This window comes from Microcoleus sp. AT9b-C3 (genome assembly GCF_036705485.1).
Taxonomy (GTDB): domain Bacteria; phylum Cyanobacteriota; class Cyanobacteriia; order Cyanobacteriales; family Microcoleaceae; genus Microcoleus.
This window is the reverse complement of sequence record NZ_JAUBUR010000007.1, coordinates 69,421-89,125: the sequence shown is the minus strand read 5'-3', so window position 1 is coordinate 89,125 and position 19,705 is coordinate 69,421. Positions and strand designations below refer to the sequence as shown.

Sequence of the window (19,705 nt, the reverse complement as noted above, 5' to 3'; positions counted from 1 at the left end):
CCGGAAAATCCGTATGTTTCTTTTTACTAAACGGTGCTAATTGCGCTCAAGCCCTACTACAAACTGCTCACCCCGGAATAGAAATCACAAACTCCGAACCCTGCCCAAGAGAAGAATTCACGAGTAACGTACCTCCATGTTTTTCCACAACAATTTGGTGGGCTATAGACAATCCTAATCCAGTTCCTTGACCCACAGGTTTGGTTGTAAATAAGTGGTTAAAGATGTTTTCTTTGACTTCGGCTGACATCCCCACTCCATTATCCTTAATGCGAATCAAAACCTGATTGTTGTCTTCGCTCAGAGCAGTTTGAACCGTGATTTGATTAGGTAAGGCTTTAATTTCACTAAAACTCCGCCCCTTATTGGACTCCTCCAGAGCGTCAATGGCATTAGCCAGTATGTTCATAAATACCTGGTTCAACTGTCCGGGAAAGCATTTCACTAGGGGCAAGTGACCATATTCTTTCACAACTTCAATGGCAGGGCGGAACTCGCTGGCTTTTAAACGGTGCTTGAGAATTAGCAGAGTGCTTTCAAGCCCATCATGAATATTGAAAGAAACGGGTCGATCGCTATCTGCCCTCGAAAACGTTCTCAAACTCGTACTAATATTGCGAATGCGCTCGACTCCATCCTTCATTGAGCTAATCAATTTGGGCAAATCTTCTCGCAAATACTCCAAGTCTATATCCTCAATTTCTGTTTCAATTTCCCCTCCCGGATTGGGAAACTTTTCTTGATACAAATCAATCAAATTGAATAAATCCCCCACATATTCTTGAGCCGGTTGCAAGTTGCCGGCGATAAAGCCTACGGGATTGTTAATTTCGTGGGCTACCCCTGCGACTAAATTGCCGAGAGCAGACATCTTTTCTCCCTGCACCAATTGCAGTTGCATTTGTTTGAGATCCTGGATAGACTGCTCCAGTTTTTGGGCATAATCCTGAGATTGTTGATAAAGTTGTTGAGATTGTTGATACAAGCGGGCGTTTTCCAAGGAGATAGCCGCTTGGGAGCAGAGGATGTTGAGGAGGGCGACGCGATCGCCAGTGAATGCCCCTGTCGTCAGATTATTTTCCAAATACAGAATTGCCATCATTTTGCCTTGATGGATAATCGGAGTACAGAGGATGCTCTTAGGTTGATGCTGCTTGATATAGGGGTCAGAAGTAAATATTAATTCAGTCTTGACATCATCGAAAACTAGGGTTTTCTGGGTGCGCTTGACGTAATTAATCACAGTCTGGGGAATTGATTCGCTCTCCTCAATCCCAATAGTTTCTTGCAGATGACAACCTTGGCGATCGCTACAGTGGACGGCGATTGTCCAGTTGTCCTCTTCTTTCAAAATTAATACTCCTGTTTGAGCGCCTGCATTCTGAATCGCTACTTCCATCAGGGTAGTGAGCAATTGTTCCAGCTTAATTTCGCTAGACAAAGCTTGATAAGCTTTGATAACTGTTGGTAAATCTATTACTGTGGTACTCGTACTTCCAGCAATTGTTTGGCGATGACTAGAAATTAATGAACTCTCATGGGAAGTAGTACCTTTCTCGAACGAACCAGCATTCTCCTGTTTGAAGATAGGAGCCAGAAGTTCGGTATAGCGTTGTTCTAGATCGTCTATTTTTGCTTTCGCTCCCCAACGAGCATAAGCATAGTAAGCATCTCTTAGATATACCTGGCCAACTTTTTCTTTCCCCCATGCCAGATAGAATTTAGCAGCCAATTCATTCGCCAGAGCTTCTTCGTTGAGATAATCGTTTTCTTTAGCCAGAAAAATGGCGCGATCGTAACTTTCCATCGCCTGCACATTTTCACCCAGCACTCGGAAGAGTTCGGCTTCCACTAGGTAACATTTGTGAGAGAAATTCATGGGGGCGTGATGTGCCCATTTATGAAGGATTTCCTGGTTGCTTTTCACTTTTTGCAGATGTTCTTGTTTCTCTTCGGAGGAAGCCACCTCGGTACAAACGCCCAGCCGTGCTAGAGAGTCATAAAAGTAGAACATCGGCACATTGAGCATACCCGTCACCGCGTCTAAATACTGTTCGGCTTGCCGACCATTTTCTAAAGCTTGCTCGGTTTCTCCAAACAGGTAACACACAAGCATTTTATGAAAGTACAAATAGTGGAGTCCGTTGCGATCGTTTGCTTGGATGTGAAATGGGAGCATTGTTTCTTCATTATAGGCATCTCCCACAAATTGACAGGGATTTTCCGATCGCCCCAGCAGGTTTAATAAAGCCTGATGAACGATTTGGGTATAATTTAACGCTACTTCTTGTTTGAATTGAACCAGCGCATGGCAGTAGGTGGCTACTTCCTCTTCAAGTCCGGCAATTTCTCGACCGATTAAATATGAATATTGAGAGATTTCTTTGGCTGAATATCCTAATTCTAGCTCTCCGGTTTCCAGTCCTCTGGCGTAACCATCTTTTAAAAGAGGGATGGTTTCTTTAACATGATGTTTACCATGTATTATGTGAACGCCGACTGTATAATATACTTTTGTTTTGAGGTAATTAGCATTAAATAAATCAACAATATTTAACGCTAATTGCCCAAATTCAAACCCTGTTTCAATGTCTTGAACTACACCGCTTAATACCAATCCATACAAGCCGTAAGCAAATGCCGATAAGGGAGCATTTCCATAACTGACCGACAAATGCACCATTTCTACAATAACCAGTGGCAGGAGAAGTGGAGCAGTGATGTAGGCTGGAGAAACTAAACCTGATAGAATCCGCAAAGCTGCTTGCTTTTGGAAATTTTCCATTTCTGGCAAATCAATAAAGTCCGCGATTTTTTTCCCAGAAAAAAGTGAGACCGTTTGTTCGAGGCCCTGCTGAATATCTGCCGGAGTTGGATTTTCTGGGAAGCAGATTCCCAAGAGTTTGAGAACTGCTAACCCCATTTCAACGGCTTGTTTGGGTTTGACTTGCGCCGTACAAGCAGAAAGCTGGATTTCATAAACTTTCACCTTATCCAGCAGCGTTCTGGCATTGTGCAGAACTAAATCCGCTAATTCCTCCATGTCCTGAAAATCATAGCTCAGGTATGCAGTTTCTGCCCCTAATACGTGCAGTTCGAGGGCGGTTTCATAGTGAGTTTGCCAGCTATCTGGAGCTAGGATTTGCCTGCCAAAACTTAAATATTTGCGTGCAGCAGCATAAGCAGTAGCAGTCTTCGCCTTGCGTCCCGCGATCAAATTCAACTCAGCCAGTTCGTAACGCTGGGTGGGTTCGGCAATTAAATCAACACCATAATTCAACTGGTTGACTATATTAAAAATTTGCTCTTCCCTTTCTGTTATCGGAGTATTAATCAACAAAAGTTGACCAATATTGAGGTGAGTGGATTGTTTCTGGGATTCTGGAATTAAAACGTAAGCGGCTTGCTGTACGCGATCGTGCAGAAATTTGTAATAACAGGAGTCGGGATTCTGGAACCATGAGTCAGAAGTATTGCTTTCTCCTTCTGAATTCGGATTTCTGAATTCAAACTCGTCTGAAGTAAAAAACTTATAAACTTCAGTCAGTGGGAGAATCAATCCTGCTTGCAAAGCAGGCCACAAGTTGGCTGCCGTATCTGAAGAAGATTTTTCACAAACTACCGCCAGCGTTGCTAAATCGAATTCGTTGCCAATGCAGGCAGCTAACTTTAAAACTTCTTGAGTTTTGGATGGCAACTTTTGCAATTGAAGCGCCATGAACTCTACAACATCATCTGTCAGAGCTAAGGTTCGCACTCTGGCGATATCGCACTGCCAATGCCTCTCCTCAAAATTAAATGTAATTAGCCCATCTTCATGCAAAGATTTGAGAAATTGTGTGCTGAAAAATGGATTGCCTTGAGTTTTTTGATCGACCAGTTCTGTTAAGGGCATAGCCAACGCTCTAGAACAGACTAAAGTATCGGCAATCAAACAATTCAAATTGAAGCAATCGAGCGGCGCGAGGCTAATGGTCTTTATCGTAGCTCCGGTTTGTTGAATGTCGGATAATGTCAGCACTAAAGGGTGTAGGGGACTGACTTCGTTATCTCGATACGCTCCAATTAATAAAAGATAGCGCCGATCGCGATCGCTCGTCAAAAGTTGAATCAACTTCAATGAGGCTGAGTCGGCCCATTGCAAGTCGTCTAAGAAGATGACGAGGGGATGTTCTTTGGTTGTAAAGAGTTGAATGAAGTTCTCTAATAACCGATTGAAGCGATTTTGGGCAGCACTGCCCGAAAGTTCTGGTGCGGGTGGTTGCTCGCCGATAATCCGTTCTAGTTCAGGAATTACCTCAACGATTACCTGAGCATTCTCGCCCAATGCTGCCAGGATTTGAGTCTTCCATTGTTCAACTTTAGCATCTGTTTCGCTCAGCAATTGCTTCATTAAATCGCGAAAAGCTTGTACAAAAGCTGAGAAGGGTTGGCTGCGCCCAAATTGGTCGAATTTGCCTTTGATGAAGTAGCCTCTAGCTGCGACAATCGGTTTGTGAACTTCGTTGACGACGGCGGTTTTGCCAATCCCTGAGAAGCCAGCCACCAGCATCATTTCGGCACTTCCTGCACTCACGCGATCGAAGGCTGTCAGTAGGGAGAATACTTCGATCTCTCTACCATACAATTTTTCGGGAATGATGAAGCGATCGCACAAATCTCGCTGCCCTAGTTTAAAAGAGGCGATTTCTCCAGTTTTTTGCCACTGGTACAAACAATTTTCCAAATCAAACTTGAGTCCTAGGGCACTTTGATACCTATCTTCAGCATTCTTCGCCATCAGTTTGCTAACAATTTCAGACAGCACCAATGGAACTTTATTGTTGAGGTGATGGACTGAGATAGGCTGCTTGGCAAGGTGACAGTGTACTAACTCTATCGGATCTTCGCTTTGGAAAGGCAACTGTCTCGTCAGCAGTTCGTAGAATGTGACTCCCAGAGAGTAGAAATCCGTGCGGTAGTCAATGCCTCGGTTCATTCGCCCAGTTTGTTCGGGAGATATGTAAGGTAAAGTGCCTTCGAGGAGGTTGGGATTTTGAATTTCTTGGGTTTGGCGCGGCAACAGGGAAGCGATGCTGAAGTCAATCAGCTTAACTTGTTTGCTGACAGGGTTAATTAAAATGTTGGCGGGTTTGAGGTCCTTATGGATGACGTGGTGGCGATAAAGTCCGTCAAGCGAGTTGGCAATTTGAATTGCAATGGGAAGAAACTCGTTAATGGGCAACCCTTCTAGGGGTTCCCTGCTGGCGAACACCAGACTAGCGAGGTAGCTACTTAAGGAAATTCCGCCAAAGTCTTCCATCACCAGAGCATAGTGGTTATGGTAAGTCTCCAGGCTGTATGCCTTGACAGTGCCGGGGATATCTAAGTTTTTAGCAATGACAAACTGATTGCGGAAGTGAACCAGTTCGTGGAAGCGGGGAAAGTCATTTCGCAGCAGTTTGATCGCGACGGGCTGTTGATCTGAAGATCGACGACCACGATAAACTAGAGTTCGATTGCCTGCGTATATTTGCTCGTTGATTTGATATCCTCGAAAAATATTTGTTATGCTCGCCATACCTACCTACTCCTACTGCTTCTGTTAAGCCTGAAGCTTTTTAGACTTACTATCTACTATTTTCGCTCTATCGGCTGTGCTATTGATTAACTATATTTAGTTTAATCTACTTTGTAGCTCAAATTATGAAACCGCCCTTTTAAAACCAGACTTAATATTTTGGTTGTTTTTGCTTGTATACTTGTTTTGAGATAGCGCTGACCTAAAATTACTTGAGCTTTTGGTAGATTTGCTGAGTCATTAACACGCATTGATACAAGTATGTGGGGTTAATTTAATCTAACCTCTTCCTTACGAAAAAAGCGTGAATTATCAAGCGCCCTGCTATTTTAATCAGTGTCTACTTATTTTAAGTATATCTCCCATATAATATGATTACCAGGATTTATATCACTTTGCTTCGGTCTACCTGTATGCAGAATTGAGCGTAATAACCATCGGTACATTTTACCAGTCTTACGATTTCCGCTAACTAACTTTCTTTTATAAAAGATAGGCATGAAATATTCCCATGCCAATCAAATCTGTAAAAACGCTCGCGGTTGAGCTAAACAAAATTACCAAGGACAAGCTTGTGAGCGTTAGTCGAGTTGAGTTTGAGATTTGAGATTTACTTCAATGAATCGGGCCGCTTGAACTGTGGTCTAAAATTTTTGCCTCTCCACGAATCTTGTCAGCAAGCAAGTATCCATTTGGGGGCGTGGTCAAAAAGGCGGCGCCGGCTCTACCAGATGCTCCTAATGTGTTAGAAATTGTTGAAATATCCTGCATTGATGAGTGATATCCATTCCGGTGGTATCGGAATGATTAAACCGCAGAGGACACAGAGGATAGAGAGAAAGGGAAGAGACAGATGAATAATTCCGATGCCAACGGATTTGATAGGACAAAACTTTGTGGGCAAAAAATATAAATTAGAGTTATGGAAAACTGTCAACCTTTTTCGGCTAGGCATCTTAGCGTGAGTTCTGGACGATCGCTGACAAGACTTGCACCCAAACTCTGACTGTCATGGGTGAAATTTTATCAATTTTTTGATAAACTTGATGTTCGCGGCTTGAGAGTTGACTTCACAATAAGACAGGTTTCACCAGTTGTGAACCGCGCTGCTACATTGCACCTACCGACTGAGCGGGCAGGTGGCTTTTGTGTCTGCGGGCGCTGACGAAAGCAACTCAACAGCGCAGCAACCAAAATAACGCTAAAGTTACTATCTACCTGAGTCCGCAAGGCTACCCTTGCGAACTAAGGAAAAACCCACCTCAAACACTCGTGAAGCGCAGCTATCCCGTAGGGAATCGCCTGCAATGCTAGTCGCATGGTGGCAATTTCTCCAAGAATCACTGCTTTTTAACAGCCGGGTATTCTAGGAGACATCTCCGAGGCGATGCTAGCGAGATAATTTAAAATCTGCAAACAGGGATTAAGTGCTAAGTACAGGCCGCATAGACGTAAATTTTTATCAAATCAGCTTCCAATCTGCTGTCTTAAAGTTTACTAGGCTCCCACCGCTCGGCAGCCTTCTCTCTCCGAGCTATAAAAACGAATCCACCACACAATCACGGAAATAACATTCAATCAACATGGGTAACACGATCGATCCAAACAGAAACGTGCATCAGACTGAGCGAGGAACTCCATTCGCCGGCCAAAGCTGGTTAGTGGAAGAAAGAGATGCCTGCGGTGTGGGCTTTATTGCCAACCAAAGCGGTGAAGCCACCCACTCGATTATTGAGAAAGCGCTCCCAGCTTTAACTTGTCTAGAACATCGCGGCGGTTGCAGCGCGGACCAAGATTCCGGCGACGGTGCGGGTTTAATGACCGCGATTCCTTGGGAATTGCTAGATACTTGGTTTGCCGAACAGGGAATTGTGCCTCCCGCACGGGAAAACTGCGGCGTGGGAATGCTGTTTCTGTCTCAAGATAAATTTCAAGCGACTATAGCGCGGCAGGTGGTTGAGCAAGTTCTGACCGATCGCGGGCTGACAGTGGTGGGATGGCGCAAAGTTCCCATTGTACCGTCGGTTTTGGGCGAGCAAGCGCTAGAAAATCAACCTCAAATCGAACAAGTAATTGTCAGTTCACCGCACTTAGCCGGAGACGAACTCGACAGACACCTATTTCTGGCGCGCCGCACGATCGGACACGCGCTGTCAAATCGCCCCAACTTCACCCGCCAAGACTTTTATACTTGCTCTTTCTCCTGCCGCACGATCGTCTATAAAGGCATGGTGCGATCGGCCGTACTGGCAGAATTTTACCCAGACCTGAAAAATCCCGCTTATAAAAGCTCCTTTGCCGTCTATCACCGGCGCTTCAGCACCAACACCATGCCCCGCTGGCACTTAGCCCAGCCCATGCGCTTGCTGGGACACAACGGGGAAATTAACACGCTGTTGGGCAATATTACCTGGATGAAGGCGCGGCAAGCCAATTTAGCTCACCCGAATTGGAGTCAAGCTGATATCGACACGTTTAACCCAATTGTCAATCCCGAAAGCAGCGATTCGGCAAACTTGGACAACGTGATGGAATTGTTGGTGCACTCCGGTCGCACCCCCCTAGAATCCCTGACAATTCTGGTGCCCGAAGCCTACAAAAATCAGCCGGATTTGGCTCCTTATCCAGAAATTGTCGATTTTTACGAATATTACAGCGGCATTCAAGAACCTTGGGACGGCCCCGCACTGCTGGTGTTCAGCGACGGCAAACAAGTAGGTGCTACGCTCGATCGCAACGGTTTGCGGCCGGCCCGCTACTGCATTACTAAAGACGGTTTGGTAATTGTGGCTTCCGAAGCCGGAGTTGTCGATATTCCCGAAGCAGATATTGTCGAAAAAGGCCGTTTGGGGCCAGGACAAATGATTGCAGTTGACCTGCAAACTCAAGAAATTCTCAAAAATTGGCAACTCAAACAGCGAATTGCTAAGCGGCATCCCTACGGCGAATGGCTGAAACAAAACCGCGAAACCTTGGAACCGCAGCCTTTTGCCGAAACCCCAACCCTCGACTCGCAAACCCTGTTAGCAACCCAAACTGCTTTCGGTTATACAGCCGAAGATTTGGACATGGTGATCGTCGAGATGGCGAGTTCTGGGAAAGAACCGACTTTCTGCATGGGAGACGACGTTCCCTTGGCTGTGTTGTCAGAAAAGCCTCAGTTGCTGTACAACTATTTCAAACAGCGGTTCGCTCAAGTGACAAATCCGCCGATCGACCCCCTGCGCGAGGGGATGGTGATGTCGCTGACGATGAATGTTGGCCTGCGGGGCAATTTACTGCAAGCAGTACCAGAAAATGCCAAGCGGCTAAAAATTGATTCCCCCGTACTCAACGACGCTGAACTGTCTTTCTTGAAAGAGCAAAAGTCTTTCCCAGCTACCGAATTGTCAACGCTTTACAAAATTGCGGCCGGGCCTAGCGGTTTGAAAACCGCAGTCGAGCAACTTTGTCAAGAGGCGGCTCAAGCGGTGCGCGAGGGTTCGAGAATTCTGATTTTGAGCGATCGACTTTTGAAGAAAGAAGGCAATGTATCTACTGGTGGATTGAGTGCAGAATGCACTTATATTCCGCCTTTCCTAGCAGTTGGCGCGGTTCACCACCACTTAATTAGCGTCGGCCTGCGGATGCAAACTTCCCTAGTTGTCGATACCGCCCAATGTTGGAGCACTCACCACTTCGCTTGTTTGCTGGGTTACGGGGCGGTGGCTGTTTGCCCTTACTTGGCATTGGAAAGCGTGCGCGCCTGGTGGTCTGACGCCAAGACTCAAAATTTGATGCAGCACGGCAAAGTTCCCAATATTACCGTGACACAGGCTCAAGCTAGATACCGCACAGCGGTGGAAAACGGCTTGCTGAAGATTATGTCGAAAATGGGGATTTCGCTGCTGGCTAGCTATCAGGGGGCGCAAATCTTTGAGGCGATCGGCATTGGCGGCGATTTGCTCGATTTGGGTTTCAAAGGCACTGTTTCTCGGATCGGCGGTTTGAGTGTGGCGGAACTGGCTAACGAGGTAATGTCTTTCCACAGTCAGGCTTTCCCAGAATTGGTTCTGAAAAAGCTGGAAAACTTCGGCTTCGTGCAGTACCGCCGGGGCGGTGAATATCACATGAACAGCCCGGAAATGGCGAAGGCTTTGCACAAGGCTGTGACTACTTTTAATGAAGGAAGAAGGAAGAAGGAAGAAGGAAGAAGGGAAGAGGAAGAAGGAAGCAACGGTAACGGCAATGGGGGCGAACCAAAAATGGAACCAATTGGTTCCAAAAATTCTGAAACGGCTTACGATCACTACGAGGTTTACAAGAAACTGCTCGAAAACCGCCCAGTAACGGCTTTGCGGGATTTGCTGGATTTTGTGAGCGATCGCCCTTCCATTGCCATCGAAGATGTAGAATCTGTAGCAGATATTGTCAAGCGCTTCGCCACCGGCGGTATGTCCCTCGGCGCTTTGTCCCCGGAAGCCCACGAAACGCTAGCGATTGCGATGAACCGCATCGGCGGCAAATCCAACTCCGGCGAAGGCGGCGAAGATCCGGTGCGCTACAAAGTGCTAAACGATGTGAGCGAGGCGGGTTTCTCACAAACGCTACCTCACTTGAAAGGTTTGCAGAACGGCGATACAGCTTCTTCATCCATCAAACAAGTAGCTTCGGGACGCTTCGGGGTGACTCCTGAGTATCTGATGAACGCCGAACAAATCGAAATTAAGATCGCACAAGGTGCGAAACCGGGTGAAGGCGGTCAATTGCCAGGGGCGAAAGTGAGCGAGTACATTGCTTATTTGCGCCGGTCGAAACCTGGTGTGACGCTGATTTCGCCTCCTCCTCACCACGACATTTATTCGATCGAGGATTTGGCGCAGTTGATTTTTGACTTGCACCAAATCAATCCGAAAGCAGGAGTTTCGGTGAAGTTGGTGTCGGAAGTCGGCATCGGGACTGTAGCCGCTGGTGTCGCCAAGGCAAATGCTGATGTGATTCAAATTTCCGGCCACGATGGCGGCACCGGTGCTTCGCCACTGAGTTCGATTAAGCACGCAGGTTCTCCGTGGGAACTCGGATTGACAGAAGTTCACCGGGTGCTAATGGAAAATAAATTGCGCGATCGAGTTTTGCTGCGCGTTGACGGTGGCTTTAAAAGCGGCTGGGACGTGATTGTAGGCGCTTTGATGGGCGGCGAAGAGTACGGTTTCGGCACGGTGGCAATGATTGCAGAAGGCTGTATTATGGCTCGCGTTTGCCACATGAATAGTTGTCCAGTGGGCGTGACAACTCAACAAGAACACTTGCGGAAACGGTTCCCCGGAACGCCGGAACACGTTGTTAATTTCTTCTATTTCGTAGCGCAAGAAGTGCGGAGTTTGCTGGCGAAATTGGGTTATAAGTCGATCGCAGATATCATCGGCCGCGCGGATTTGCTGAAAATGCGCGATGGGGTGAAACTAACTAAAACTCAAGCGATTAATTTGGATTGTTTGACGAAGTTACCGGATACTAAGAGCGATCGATCTTTCTTGATCCACGGCGACGTACACACCAACGGGCCAGTGTTAGACGATGAATTGCTGGCGGATACTGAGATTCAAAGTGCGATCGCCAATCACGGCACTGTTAGCAAGAATGTAAAATTGGTGAATACCGATCGCACTGTAGGCGCACGTTTAGCAGGTGCGATCGCACAGCAACACGGCAACACCGGCTTTAGCGGTCACATCACCCTCAACTTCACTGGTAGCGCGGGCCAAAGCTTCGGCGCGTTCAATTTGCCGGGGATGACGCTGGTACTGTCAGGCCAAGCCAATGACTACGTTGGTAAAGGGATGCACGGCGGCGAAATCGCGATCGCACCCCCGGCTGGTGCGACTTATGATGCTTCCGAAAATGCGATCGTCGGTAACACTTGTTTGTACGGTGCGACGGGGGGAACTCTGTTGGCTGCGGGTAAAGCTGGCGAACGGTTTGCGGTGCGTAACTCGATGGCGAAAGCAGTCATTGAAGGTGCGGGCGATCACTGCTGCGAGTACATGACTGGCGGCGTAATTGTCGTGTTAGGAAAAGTCGGCCGCAACGTCGGCGCTGGAATGACTGGCGGCTTGGCTTATTTCCTCGATGAAGATGGCAGTTTCCCGGCTCATGTCAACGGGGAGATTGTGAAGATGCAGCGCGTTTGTACGGCGGCTGGGGAGGCGCAATTGAAGGAGTTGATTGAGGCTCAGCGCGATCGAACGGGCAGCAAGAAAGCTGAAAAGATTTTAGCAAATTGGTCGGAATATTTGCCTAAGTTCTGGCAAGTTGTGCCGCCGAGTGAAGCGAATTCCCCGGAGGCGTCGGAACAAAAGATTGCTGTGGAAGTTTAATGTTGTAGCTGGTTAAATAATAGATGAGGGGCAATGCGAATTGCCCCTTTTTTGCATCTACCGGACTTATATTACACATGGATAGTCAGAAATCGAGTTTTGCACAAAACCTCAAAAAAACCTCTTGCTCCCCCCCTTAGCAAGGGGGGGCTGGGGGGGGTAAAAAAGGCCAAGCAACAACGAAAAAACCCAAATAAAACAATGACAAAACTTTACAACAAAACCTCAGAAAAACTCAAGCGACAGCGGCTACGCAGAGAAATGACAAAAGCTGAAAAACGTCTCTGGGACAAAATCAAAGGCAGACAGCTTGAAAATTGTAAATTTCGCAGACAGTACAGCGTAGCAGAATTTGTGATAGATTTCTACTCACCGGAAATCAAGTTAGCACTAGAAGTTGACGGTGATAGTCATTTTGAAGAAGGTGCGATAGAATATGATGCAGCAAGGCAAGAATTTATTGAATCAGCAAGGATTAATTTTTTGAGGTTTACAAATGATGATGTTTATCATAATTTGGATGGGGTTCTCGATGTGATTGTAGATGGGATTAAATCGCTGAGAGTATTAGGTGTTTTACCCCCCCCAGCCCCCCCTTGCTAAGGGGGGGAGCAAGATAAGATAACATGAGATTAAATCCCTCAGAGCATTAGGTGTTTTACCCCCCAGCCCCCCCTTGCTAAGGGGGGGAGCAAGACGACAGGAAATAAAAAATTACCTCAAAGGTCAATTATTCACCTTTAAATCCTGGAAAAATTGCATAATTTGTCGCGCAAAAATTGTGATTCCAACATTTCCAAAGACGATAAACACTGCTCTAATATTAGATCAAATCGGTCGGGCGATCGGCATTCGCGGAGGTGCTGTTTTCCACATCAAATCTATTTCTTCCGGTGTCAATCCGTAAGCTTGATTAACTAAGTCAGATAAATGGTGTTCGAGTCTCAACGCCTCAGCTTTGCGAGATTGAATGGCCGGTGCATATTCATTATAAGTTTCGCGGACTGCTTTTAGTCCAGCAACGCCGAGAGGATCGGAGGATTTAGTTTTCGGCATTCGCTTTCTGATTTCTGCTACGAAATCAGCAAAGGAAAGGGCAGAAAAATCTTCGAGTTTTTGTCCGACTTTATCAATTAAATAAGTGATTTCCAGCCAATGCAACACATCTCGGTGAGTTTCTTGATTAGTTTTGGCGATTTCAATTAAGCGGCTGACAATTAATTCTACCTCAGCACGAATTGAGTCGGTTGGTGGTGCGATGGGTAAAGTTTCTACCTGTTCTCTAAACATTCGTAGTGTGTCATTAATTCCTTTTTGCAAAGTGTGGTGACAAATCCACCAAGTTATTGGCGAACACAGCCACCCAAGCATATAAAAATTTCCTGTTGGCCATAGATAGCAAGTATTCACTGGGTATATCTCTTGAGAGACGAAGCAAAACCAAGAATAAGTAGCCAAATCTTGAGTGATAATTTTGGGTTCTTGAAAGACGTTATAGTAAGCACAGCTACGCAGTTCCCACCAGTAACGCCCTTGGTCGGAACGCTTAGACAGTTTTTCTTGCATCGGCTTCATATACTTATATACCGATGGAAAGGTTTGTGCAAATACTTCCTCTGCTTTATCGTTTGCTTTACTCCACGGCCATACACTATCGCTGCTAGACTTCAGCAAAATAACCCAAAGATTTGCCCACTCTGGACTCCAGCGCTTAATATCTTGACCTCGTAAATAAGGCTTGATAATTTCAGCGGATTTAGGGTCTGCTTGAACGAGACTATTTTTAGTAGCTTCATCAATCAAAAAAGCTTCGTTAAATCCTGTTTTTATGCCATATAAAGGCTTAACCCCTGCAAAATCTTTAAGCGGAACACCCACTCGTTGAATTTTTTGCATCAAATCATCAACAGCAGGAGGTTCCAGACTCCAAGCATTCGCAGTAAAACGATCGCGCGAAATTTGATAGCCGTGTTGTTGAACGTATTGTGTAAGGTTGATATTAGCAAGTTCCTCGCGCGGAACCGGACAAACAATCACAGACGAATTAGGTTCATATTTACCTGGCTCTATCTCGCTTTCAGTTTCAGAGATACATAGAGAAGCGTTAGGTTTTCTGACTGCGACAATACAGGGAAAAGTATCAGCATCTTCAAAAATTGGAGCGTATCCAAAATCAATAATTTGCTCTAGTAAACCTTGACTGGCAAAAAACTTGCGTAGAGGTTCGCCGTATCCAGATCGCAGCCATTTATTTGTGACAATATACGAAAGCACACCCCCCGGTTTGAGAATCTTTAACCCAAGTTCATAAAAGTAAGTATAAAGGTCTGCTACGCCGTTATAGGATTCATAATTTGCTTGCAAGTATGGTTTAATTGGAGATAGCAACTCCTGCCGCACGTAAGGCGGATTGCCAAGGACAACATCAAAACCGCCATCAGCAAAAATTTGGGAAAATTTAGCTTGCCAATCAAACGCTGTATCTGCTATATTACTGTCAGCAACGATCGAGTTTCCCGCTTTAATATTATCATCCAAATAAGTCAGCGTTTTACCCGGTTCCGCTGTCTTCAACCACAGAGAAAGTTTGGTAATTTCCGCCGATTCTGGCAGCAAATCTACGCCGTACAGGTTGTTGCTTAAAATGCTTCTGTCAAATTCCAGCGAGTTGCCGTTTTTTGGCTTACAGCCCAAAGCATTCAATTCTCGATCGACTCTTTCGTACTGCTGCATTAAATAATCAAAAGCCGCAATCAAAAAAGCTCCCGAACCGCACGCCGGATCGATGACGCGCGTTTTTTGCAGCACTTCGTCTCGATACGCTTTCCAAAACTTAATTGCAGTTTTCTTTGGTGGCTGAACCGACACTTCAGCCACTTCGCCCATTAGGAACAAATCGCGCAATTCTTTCTCTCGCCGCTGCAAATAACCGCCGAGAGAAACCTCGACAATATACTGAGTAATAAAAGCTCGCGTGTAAAACACACCATGAGTTTTCCTCTTGCCTTTTTTCTGATTGTATTCCTGTCCGGTAGTTTCAGCATTTAATTCTTCCAAATCTGTAACAGACTGCTCGAAGATATGCCCCAAAATATCGACGGAAACTTCGGTATCAAAATCAAATCGCGTCAAATTCTTAAGCTGACTGCATAAGGGATTTGGCACTGTCAATTGTGCGTCTAAAACCGGATCGAATTTAAATAAACCGCCGTTGTATCCCGGTACAGAAGGGTCATCATTTCCGACATCAACCCAGCGAAATACAGATTGATAATTTTCCCAAATTAATCTAGGATTGTATTGGTCTTTGTGGTCGTGAGCGTTGCTGAGGGTGTTTCGCGGTAGCAACCCTTTATCTTCACAAAAAGCAATGAATAAAACGCGGTCTAAAGTTTTTTGAGCTTTTTCGATGAGTACGCGATCGCGGTTGGGGATATCCTGCGACCCCGAAAAGCGAAAATGCTTGACGAGAGCCAGTCGAATTGCTTTGTATTCTTGATATAATTTATTGGTAATTTCCTCTTGAGCTTCGTCAGAGTCTTTTAACAGTCTGTCAATAACAGAAACTGTTTGAGCTTGGTTTTGAGGCAAAAAATTGCGGCGACACAGCAGAAAGTAAAACCGCTTAAAAGCTGCAATATCCGCCAAGTCAGTCAGAAAAAATTGTTCGTAATAAGCGGGAGTTTTATTTGTATGATAAAGTCGCAGCTCTCGATAATTTGAGACAATAATCCAGCGACAATCTGGTGTATAATTAGCGTAGCGCCAACCTTGGTCAACTGCTGATTCGGTTCGCCCAGATGCGGGACGGTCTAAATCATTTTTCGCTCCCTTGAGTTCGATCGGAGCAATCACTTTACCTTGCAGGGACACGGCTTTGCCTTTAGGATTGCCAGCAGCAGTAAAAAAGCCGATCGCCCCGTCAGCAGCACCGCCGCCATCAGATATCGTTTGTTCCGCGTTAATTTCCCAAGCTTTCCCCGCACCTTGAATTACCGAGCAATATCCCAAAATATCCTGAAAAATATCATTAATAAAACTGCCGTGCAGCGAAACTTCTTTAACTTCGTCTAACGTACCCGTTTTAAGTGCAGCAATCCACCTTCCCAATTTTTGGTGGCGCACTTCCATATCTTGCGGAAAGCTAAAAGCACGCAAAGCAGTGTTGAGTGTTTTGCTGTGAAAAAGGGCGCGACTAGAGCGATTTGTCATCTTTTCAAGCAGATTAATCAAGTTAATTTTACAGCATTCAAGTGCAACAGTGGCTCAGACCTTCTGCTATCAAATCAGTGAGACTCAAATGTCGAGCCTCTTCAAGGGCTTCGCGAACGCACCCTACCCCCCTCAAAAAAGCGTGTGAAGCGCAGCTATCCGGCTGTTAATCGATCGCTCAAGAGTCAAAAGCGCCACCACTAAAGCTGAGCTAGCTCTCATTTACTTTGCATATTGTAATTATTAATAAAAGCTATAAGTTTTTCTCAGTGCGTTTCCGCTGCTCCCTTCCGGTTTTACAGCAAAAGTTAAATACAGGTGAGCTGATCTGCACGGAGCGAAAAGTTTTGTTACAATAGGTAAGCTGTTACAAATCGTAACTTATGCTGGTTCCTATTTTAATAATTGACGTTGCCCTCGTTGCCTGGTCTTTGCACTTAATGCAAGAGGCGATCGCGCAACGGGAATTTTCACTAATGCTAGCCGGCACCCTAGTTGCGGTATCAGCCGCCGCTCTGCTAGTCGTGTACTTCCTCATGGGGTCTTGTTTGAGCCATTTGACCGAAATATCCCAACACACTTACTAAATGATAGTAGGGGATTGACCATTGTCCAGAAGCGAGGAGAGTTTTGTGAACAAAAAAGCCCAAAGCCTTGCCCAGCAAGGGATAAAAACTAATTTCCCCAAAAAGCTTGACAAATATTGGTCAGTTAAGGCATGATTGAGAGCGCGAAAAGAAAGGGGAATTAGCTCAGTTGGTAGAGCACTACAATGGCATTGTAGGGGTCAGCGGTTCGAGCCCGCTATTCTCCATAAAAATTACAGTAGGGAAACAGCACTGCTTTATCCTAATTTGTACCCAAACATTACCACCGCGTGCTTAAATTCGATCGCGACTTGTACCTAAACAGCATTGGCGTGTCGTTAAATTCGATCGGGCTACACACCGCGAAAACCAATTTTCCCGTAAAATCAAAACAGTCTACCCGCAACCAAAGCGCTACCTGTGGCAAAGTCAACTGAATCCAGCAATCCAGAGAGTCCGAGCCAACTTGCCCGCACGCCTCTGTACGACCTATCATTACAACTCAAAGCCCGAATGGTGCCCTTTTCCGGGTGGGAGATGGCGGTGCAGTACGCAGGCATCAGCAGCGAACACCAAGCAGTACGCCAGCAAGCAGGAATGTTCGACATTTCCCACATGGGAAAATTTGGTTTGAGAGGGAAACAAATAATAGAAAAATTTCAACCCTTAGTACCCTCAGACTTGAGCCGCTTGCAACCCGGTCAAGCTCAATATACAGTCTTGCTAAATGCCAAAGGCGGCATCTTAGACGACATTATTTTCTACTGCCAAGAACCAGATGCCACCACTGGCGAAGAACGTGCAGTAATCATTGTCAACGCCGCCACTCGCCTCGCAGACAAAGCATGGATCACCACTCACTTAGAATTGAGCGAACTCAGTTTTACCGACCTCTCCGAAGATAAAGTTTTAATTGCAATTCAAGGACCGGAAGCTGTTAACTATCTCCAGCCTTTTGTGGAAGACAACCTCGCACAAATTAAGGCATTCGGTCACTTAGAAACAAATCTGTTGGGACAGCAGAGTTTTATCGCCAGAACAGGTTACACCGGCGAAGATGGGTTTGAAATCATGGTGGATGCCGAAGTAGGAAAAGAACTGTGGCGAAAATTGTTAGAGGCTGGCGTTGTTCCCTGCGGTTTGGGTGCTAGAGATACCTTGCGTTTAGAAGCAGCAATGGCTCTTTACGGTCAAGATATCGACGACAATATCACGCCTTTAGAGGCTGGATTGGGTTGGGTTGTTCACCTCGACACCAAAGGCGATTTTATTGGGCGGGAGGTTTTGGAACAGCAAAAAGCGAGTGGAGTATCAAAGCGGTTGGTAGGTTTAGAAATGCAGGGGCGGCACATTGCGCGCCACGGCTATCCGGTAATATTTGAAGGCGAAACAGTAGGAGAAGTTACTAGCGGTACATTATCGCCTACATTGAATCGGGCAGTAGCCCTAGCGGTTGTTCCGGCAAAATTAGCGAAAATAGGTCAGGAATTAGAAATCCAGATTCGCGGGAAAAACTATCCGGCTAGTGTGGTGAAAAAACCATTTTATCGATCGCCAAACAGACCTAGTTAAATTAAGTAGGCGAGCATTAATTCAGGGGCGTTGCTCATAGCAACGGCTTACAAGGAAGTGTAAGTGTATTTGTTGTGGAACGGGCTTCTAGCCCGTTGCTCATAATTGCGGTCAAGAAGATTCATCTACTAGCTTAGCAAATTGTCGCAAAGTTTCAGCATAGCGATCGCCCGCCACATCCATCAAATCATTATGACCGGCCCCATCAACCCAAAAATTTAATTTCGGCTGCTTCGCCGCTGCAAACAACTCCTCTCCATGCCAAAAATGCACCACCTCATCAGCCTTACCGTGAATCACCAAAACAGGCGATCGAACTTTGCCAATCTTATCAATATTCACAAACTTATCAAAGGGTAAAATAGGAATCCGCGTCAACACCCGAAAAGCCGAAACAAAGGAATTTTCAACCACCAAACCGCCGACTTTTTGCCGCGACGCCAAATCAATTGCCGGCCCACCGCCCACAGAACGGCCGTAAAGAATAATTTGCTTTGCAGGTACTCCCAACTGTTGCGTTAAATAATTGTAAACAGCATCAATATCACGATAAGTATTATACTCAGAAGGATTTCCCAGACTCGTGCCGTAACCTTGATAATCATAGGCAAACACAGCAAACCCGCTATCTCGAATCTCTCTGAGTAGCCACAAAATCCCCTCCAAGTCTTCCGCATTTCCGTGACTGTAAAGTATGGTATATTTAGCTTGCGGGTTAGGAAAATGAACAGTAGAAATTTTCACGCCATTAGCTGAGCCAACTTTGATAACTTCCCTGCTATCACTCAGACTAGATGCGGGAGGTTGAAAAATTAGTCGTTCTGAAAAAAAGAAACCGTAAAAACACAGAAATGCGTAAATAAAAATTATAGAGTGCATCAGTCTTTTGACAGAAAATTCTCCAAAAAGCAAGCGTTTAATATTTTTTTTGTTCCAGTTAGCCATCAATAAATGCTCATAGTTCACTAAGATTTACTTGATACTTTCTTTATTGCGAGAAAAGACATGGCACTAACATACCCCGATGACCTGAAATACCTAGACACTCACGAATACATTCGACTCGAAGGCGAAATTGCCACCATCGGCATTAGTGCCTTTGCAGTTGACCAACTCGGCGATATCGTTTTTCTAGATTTACCAGAAGTCGGTGCAGGGTTGGAAAAGGGCGAAGCTTTCGGTACAGTCGAATCAGTCAAAGCGGTTGAAGACTTGAAAGCACCAGTTACCGGTATCGTCGTAGAACGCAATGATGACATTGTAGAGTCTCCCGAAAATTTAGCCGAAGACCCCTACAGGGACGGGTGGCTGCTGAAAGTGCGCGTTGACAACACCAGCGAAGTCGATGACGCTTTATCCGCCGAGAAGTATCGCCAAATGGTCGAAGGGGCATAGGGAATAGGGCATAGGGCATGGGG

The 19,705-nt window shown here is 45.7% G+C and carries 8 protein-coding genes and 1 tRNA gene; 6 read left to right on the top strand and 3 right to left on the bottom strand.

Features of this window, described 5'->3' with window-relative positions:
• Nucleotides 1-67: 67 nt before the first annotated feature.
• A complete protein-coding gene (locus QUB77_RS08905) occupies nucleotides 68-5,560 on the bottom strand; it encodes an AAA family ATPase (RefSeq protein WP_333171478.1) in 5,493 nt (1,830 codons plus the stop codon).
• Nucleotides 5,561-7,143: 1,583 nt separating this feature from the next.
• Between QUB77_RS08905 and QUB77_RS08900 the strand changes: the two genes are divergently transcribed.
• Nucleotides 7,144-11,916, top strand: a complete 4,773-nt coding sequence (locus tag QUB77_RS08900; protein ID WP_333171475.1) for a glutamate synthase-related protein — start codon at nucleotides 7,144-7,146, stop codon at nucleotides 11,914-11,916.
• A gap of 201 nt (nucleotides 11,917-12,117) precedes the next feature.
• Complete coding sequence (locus QUB77_RS08895) at nucleotides 12,118-12,519, top strand: endonuclease domain-containing protein (RefSeq protein WP_333171472.1); 402 nt, start codon at nucleotides 12,118-12,120, stop codon at nucleotides 12,517-12,519.
• Nucleotides 12,520-12,744: 225 nt separating this feature from the next.
• Here QUB77_RS08895 and QUB77_RS08890 read toward each other — a convergent pair whose 3' ends face one another.
• Nucleotides 12,745-16,128, bottom strand: coding sequence for an Eco57I restriction-modification methylase domain-containing protein (locus tag QUB77_RS08890; protein ID WP_333171469.1), 3,384 nt, complete (start codon nucleotides 16,126-16,128; stop codon nucleotides 12,745-12,747).
• Between the two features lie 383 nt (nucleotides 16,129-16,511).
• Between QUB77_RS08890 and QUB77_RS08885 the strand changes: the two genes are divergently transcribed.
• The 3 genes from QUB77_RS08885 to gcvT all read left to right on the top strand — a co-directional run bounded on the left by QUB77_RS08885 (nucleotide 16,512) and on the right by gcvT (nucleotide 18,287).
• Nucleotides 16,512-16,715 carry a hypothetical protein gene (locus QUB77_RS08885; protein WP_333085722.1) on the top strand — a complete coding sequence of 68 codons (204 nt, stop codon included), beginning with the start codon at nucleotides 16,512-16,514 and terminating at the stop codon, nucleotides 16,713-16,715.
• Between the two features lie 154 nt (nucleotides 16,716-16,869).
• A tRNA-Ala gene (locus tag QUB77_RS08880) sits at nucleotides 16,870-16,942 on the top strand.
• Nucleotides 16,943-17,135: 193 nt separating this feature from the next.
• Nucleotides 17,136-18,287, top strand: coding sequence for a glycine cleavage system aminomethyltransferase GcvT (gcvT, locus tag QUB77_RS08875; protein ID WP_333171466.1), 1,152 nt, complete (start codon nucleotides 17,136-17,138; stop codon nucleotides 18,285-18,287).
• A 111-nt stretch (nucleotides 18,288-18,398) separates the two neighbouring features.
• Here gcvT and QUB77_RS08870 read toward each other — a convergent pair whose 3' ends face one another.
• Nucleotides 18,399-19,232, bottom strand: coding sequence for an alpha/beta hydrolase (locus QUB77_RS08870; RefSeq protein WP_333171464.1), 834 nt, complete (start codon nucleotides 19,230-19,232; stop codon nucleotides 18,399-18,401).
• Between the two features lie 60 nt (nucleotides 19,233-19,292).
• On the opposite strand from QUB77_RS08870, the gene gcvH reads away from it, so the two are divergent.
• Nucleotides 19,293-19,682, top strand: coding sequence for a glycine cleavage system protein GcvH (gene gcvH, locus QUB77_RS08865; RefSeq protein WP_333171462.1), 390 nt, complete (start codon nucleotides 19,293-19,295; stop codon nucleotides 19,680-19,682).
• Nucleotides 19,683-19,705 lie beyond the last annotated feature (23 nt).

Excerpts from the sequence above, each read along its gene's own strand:
- QUB77_RS08905 (WP_333171478.1), bottom strand. The coding sequence starts at position 5,560 with ATGGCGAGCATAACAAATATTTTTCGAGGATATCAAATCAACGAGCAA.
- QUB77_RS08900 (WP_333171475.1), top strand. The coding sequence starts at position 7,144 with ATGGGTAACACGATCGATCCAAACAGAAACGTGCATCAGACTGAGCGA.
- QUB77_RS08895 (WP_333171472.1), top strand. The coding sequence starts at position 12,118 with ATGACAAAACTTTACAACAAAACCTCAGAAAAACTCAAGCGACAGCGG.
- QUB77_RS08890 (WP_333171469.1), bottom strand. The coding sequence starts at position 16,128 with ATGACAAATCGCTCTAGTCGCGCCCTTTTTCACAGCAAAACACTCAAC.
- QUB77_RS08885 (WP_333085722.1), top strand. The coding sequence starts at position 16,512 with ATGCTGGTTCCTATTTTAATAATTGACGTTGCCCTCGTTGCCTGGTCT.
- QUB77_RS08870 (WP_333171464.1), bottom strand. The coding sequence starts at position 19,232 with ATGGCTAACTGGAACAAAAAAAATATTAAACGCTTGCTTTTTGGAGAA.
- gcvH (WP_333171462.1), top strand. The coding sequence starts at position 19,293 with ATGGCACTAACATACCCCGATGACCTGAAATACCTAGACACTCACGAA.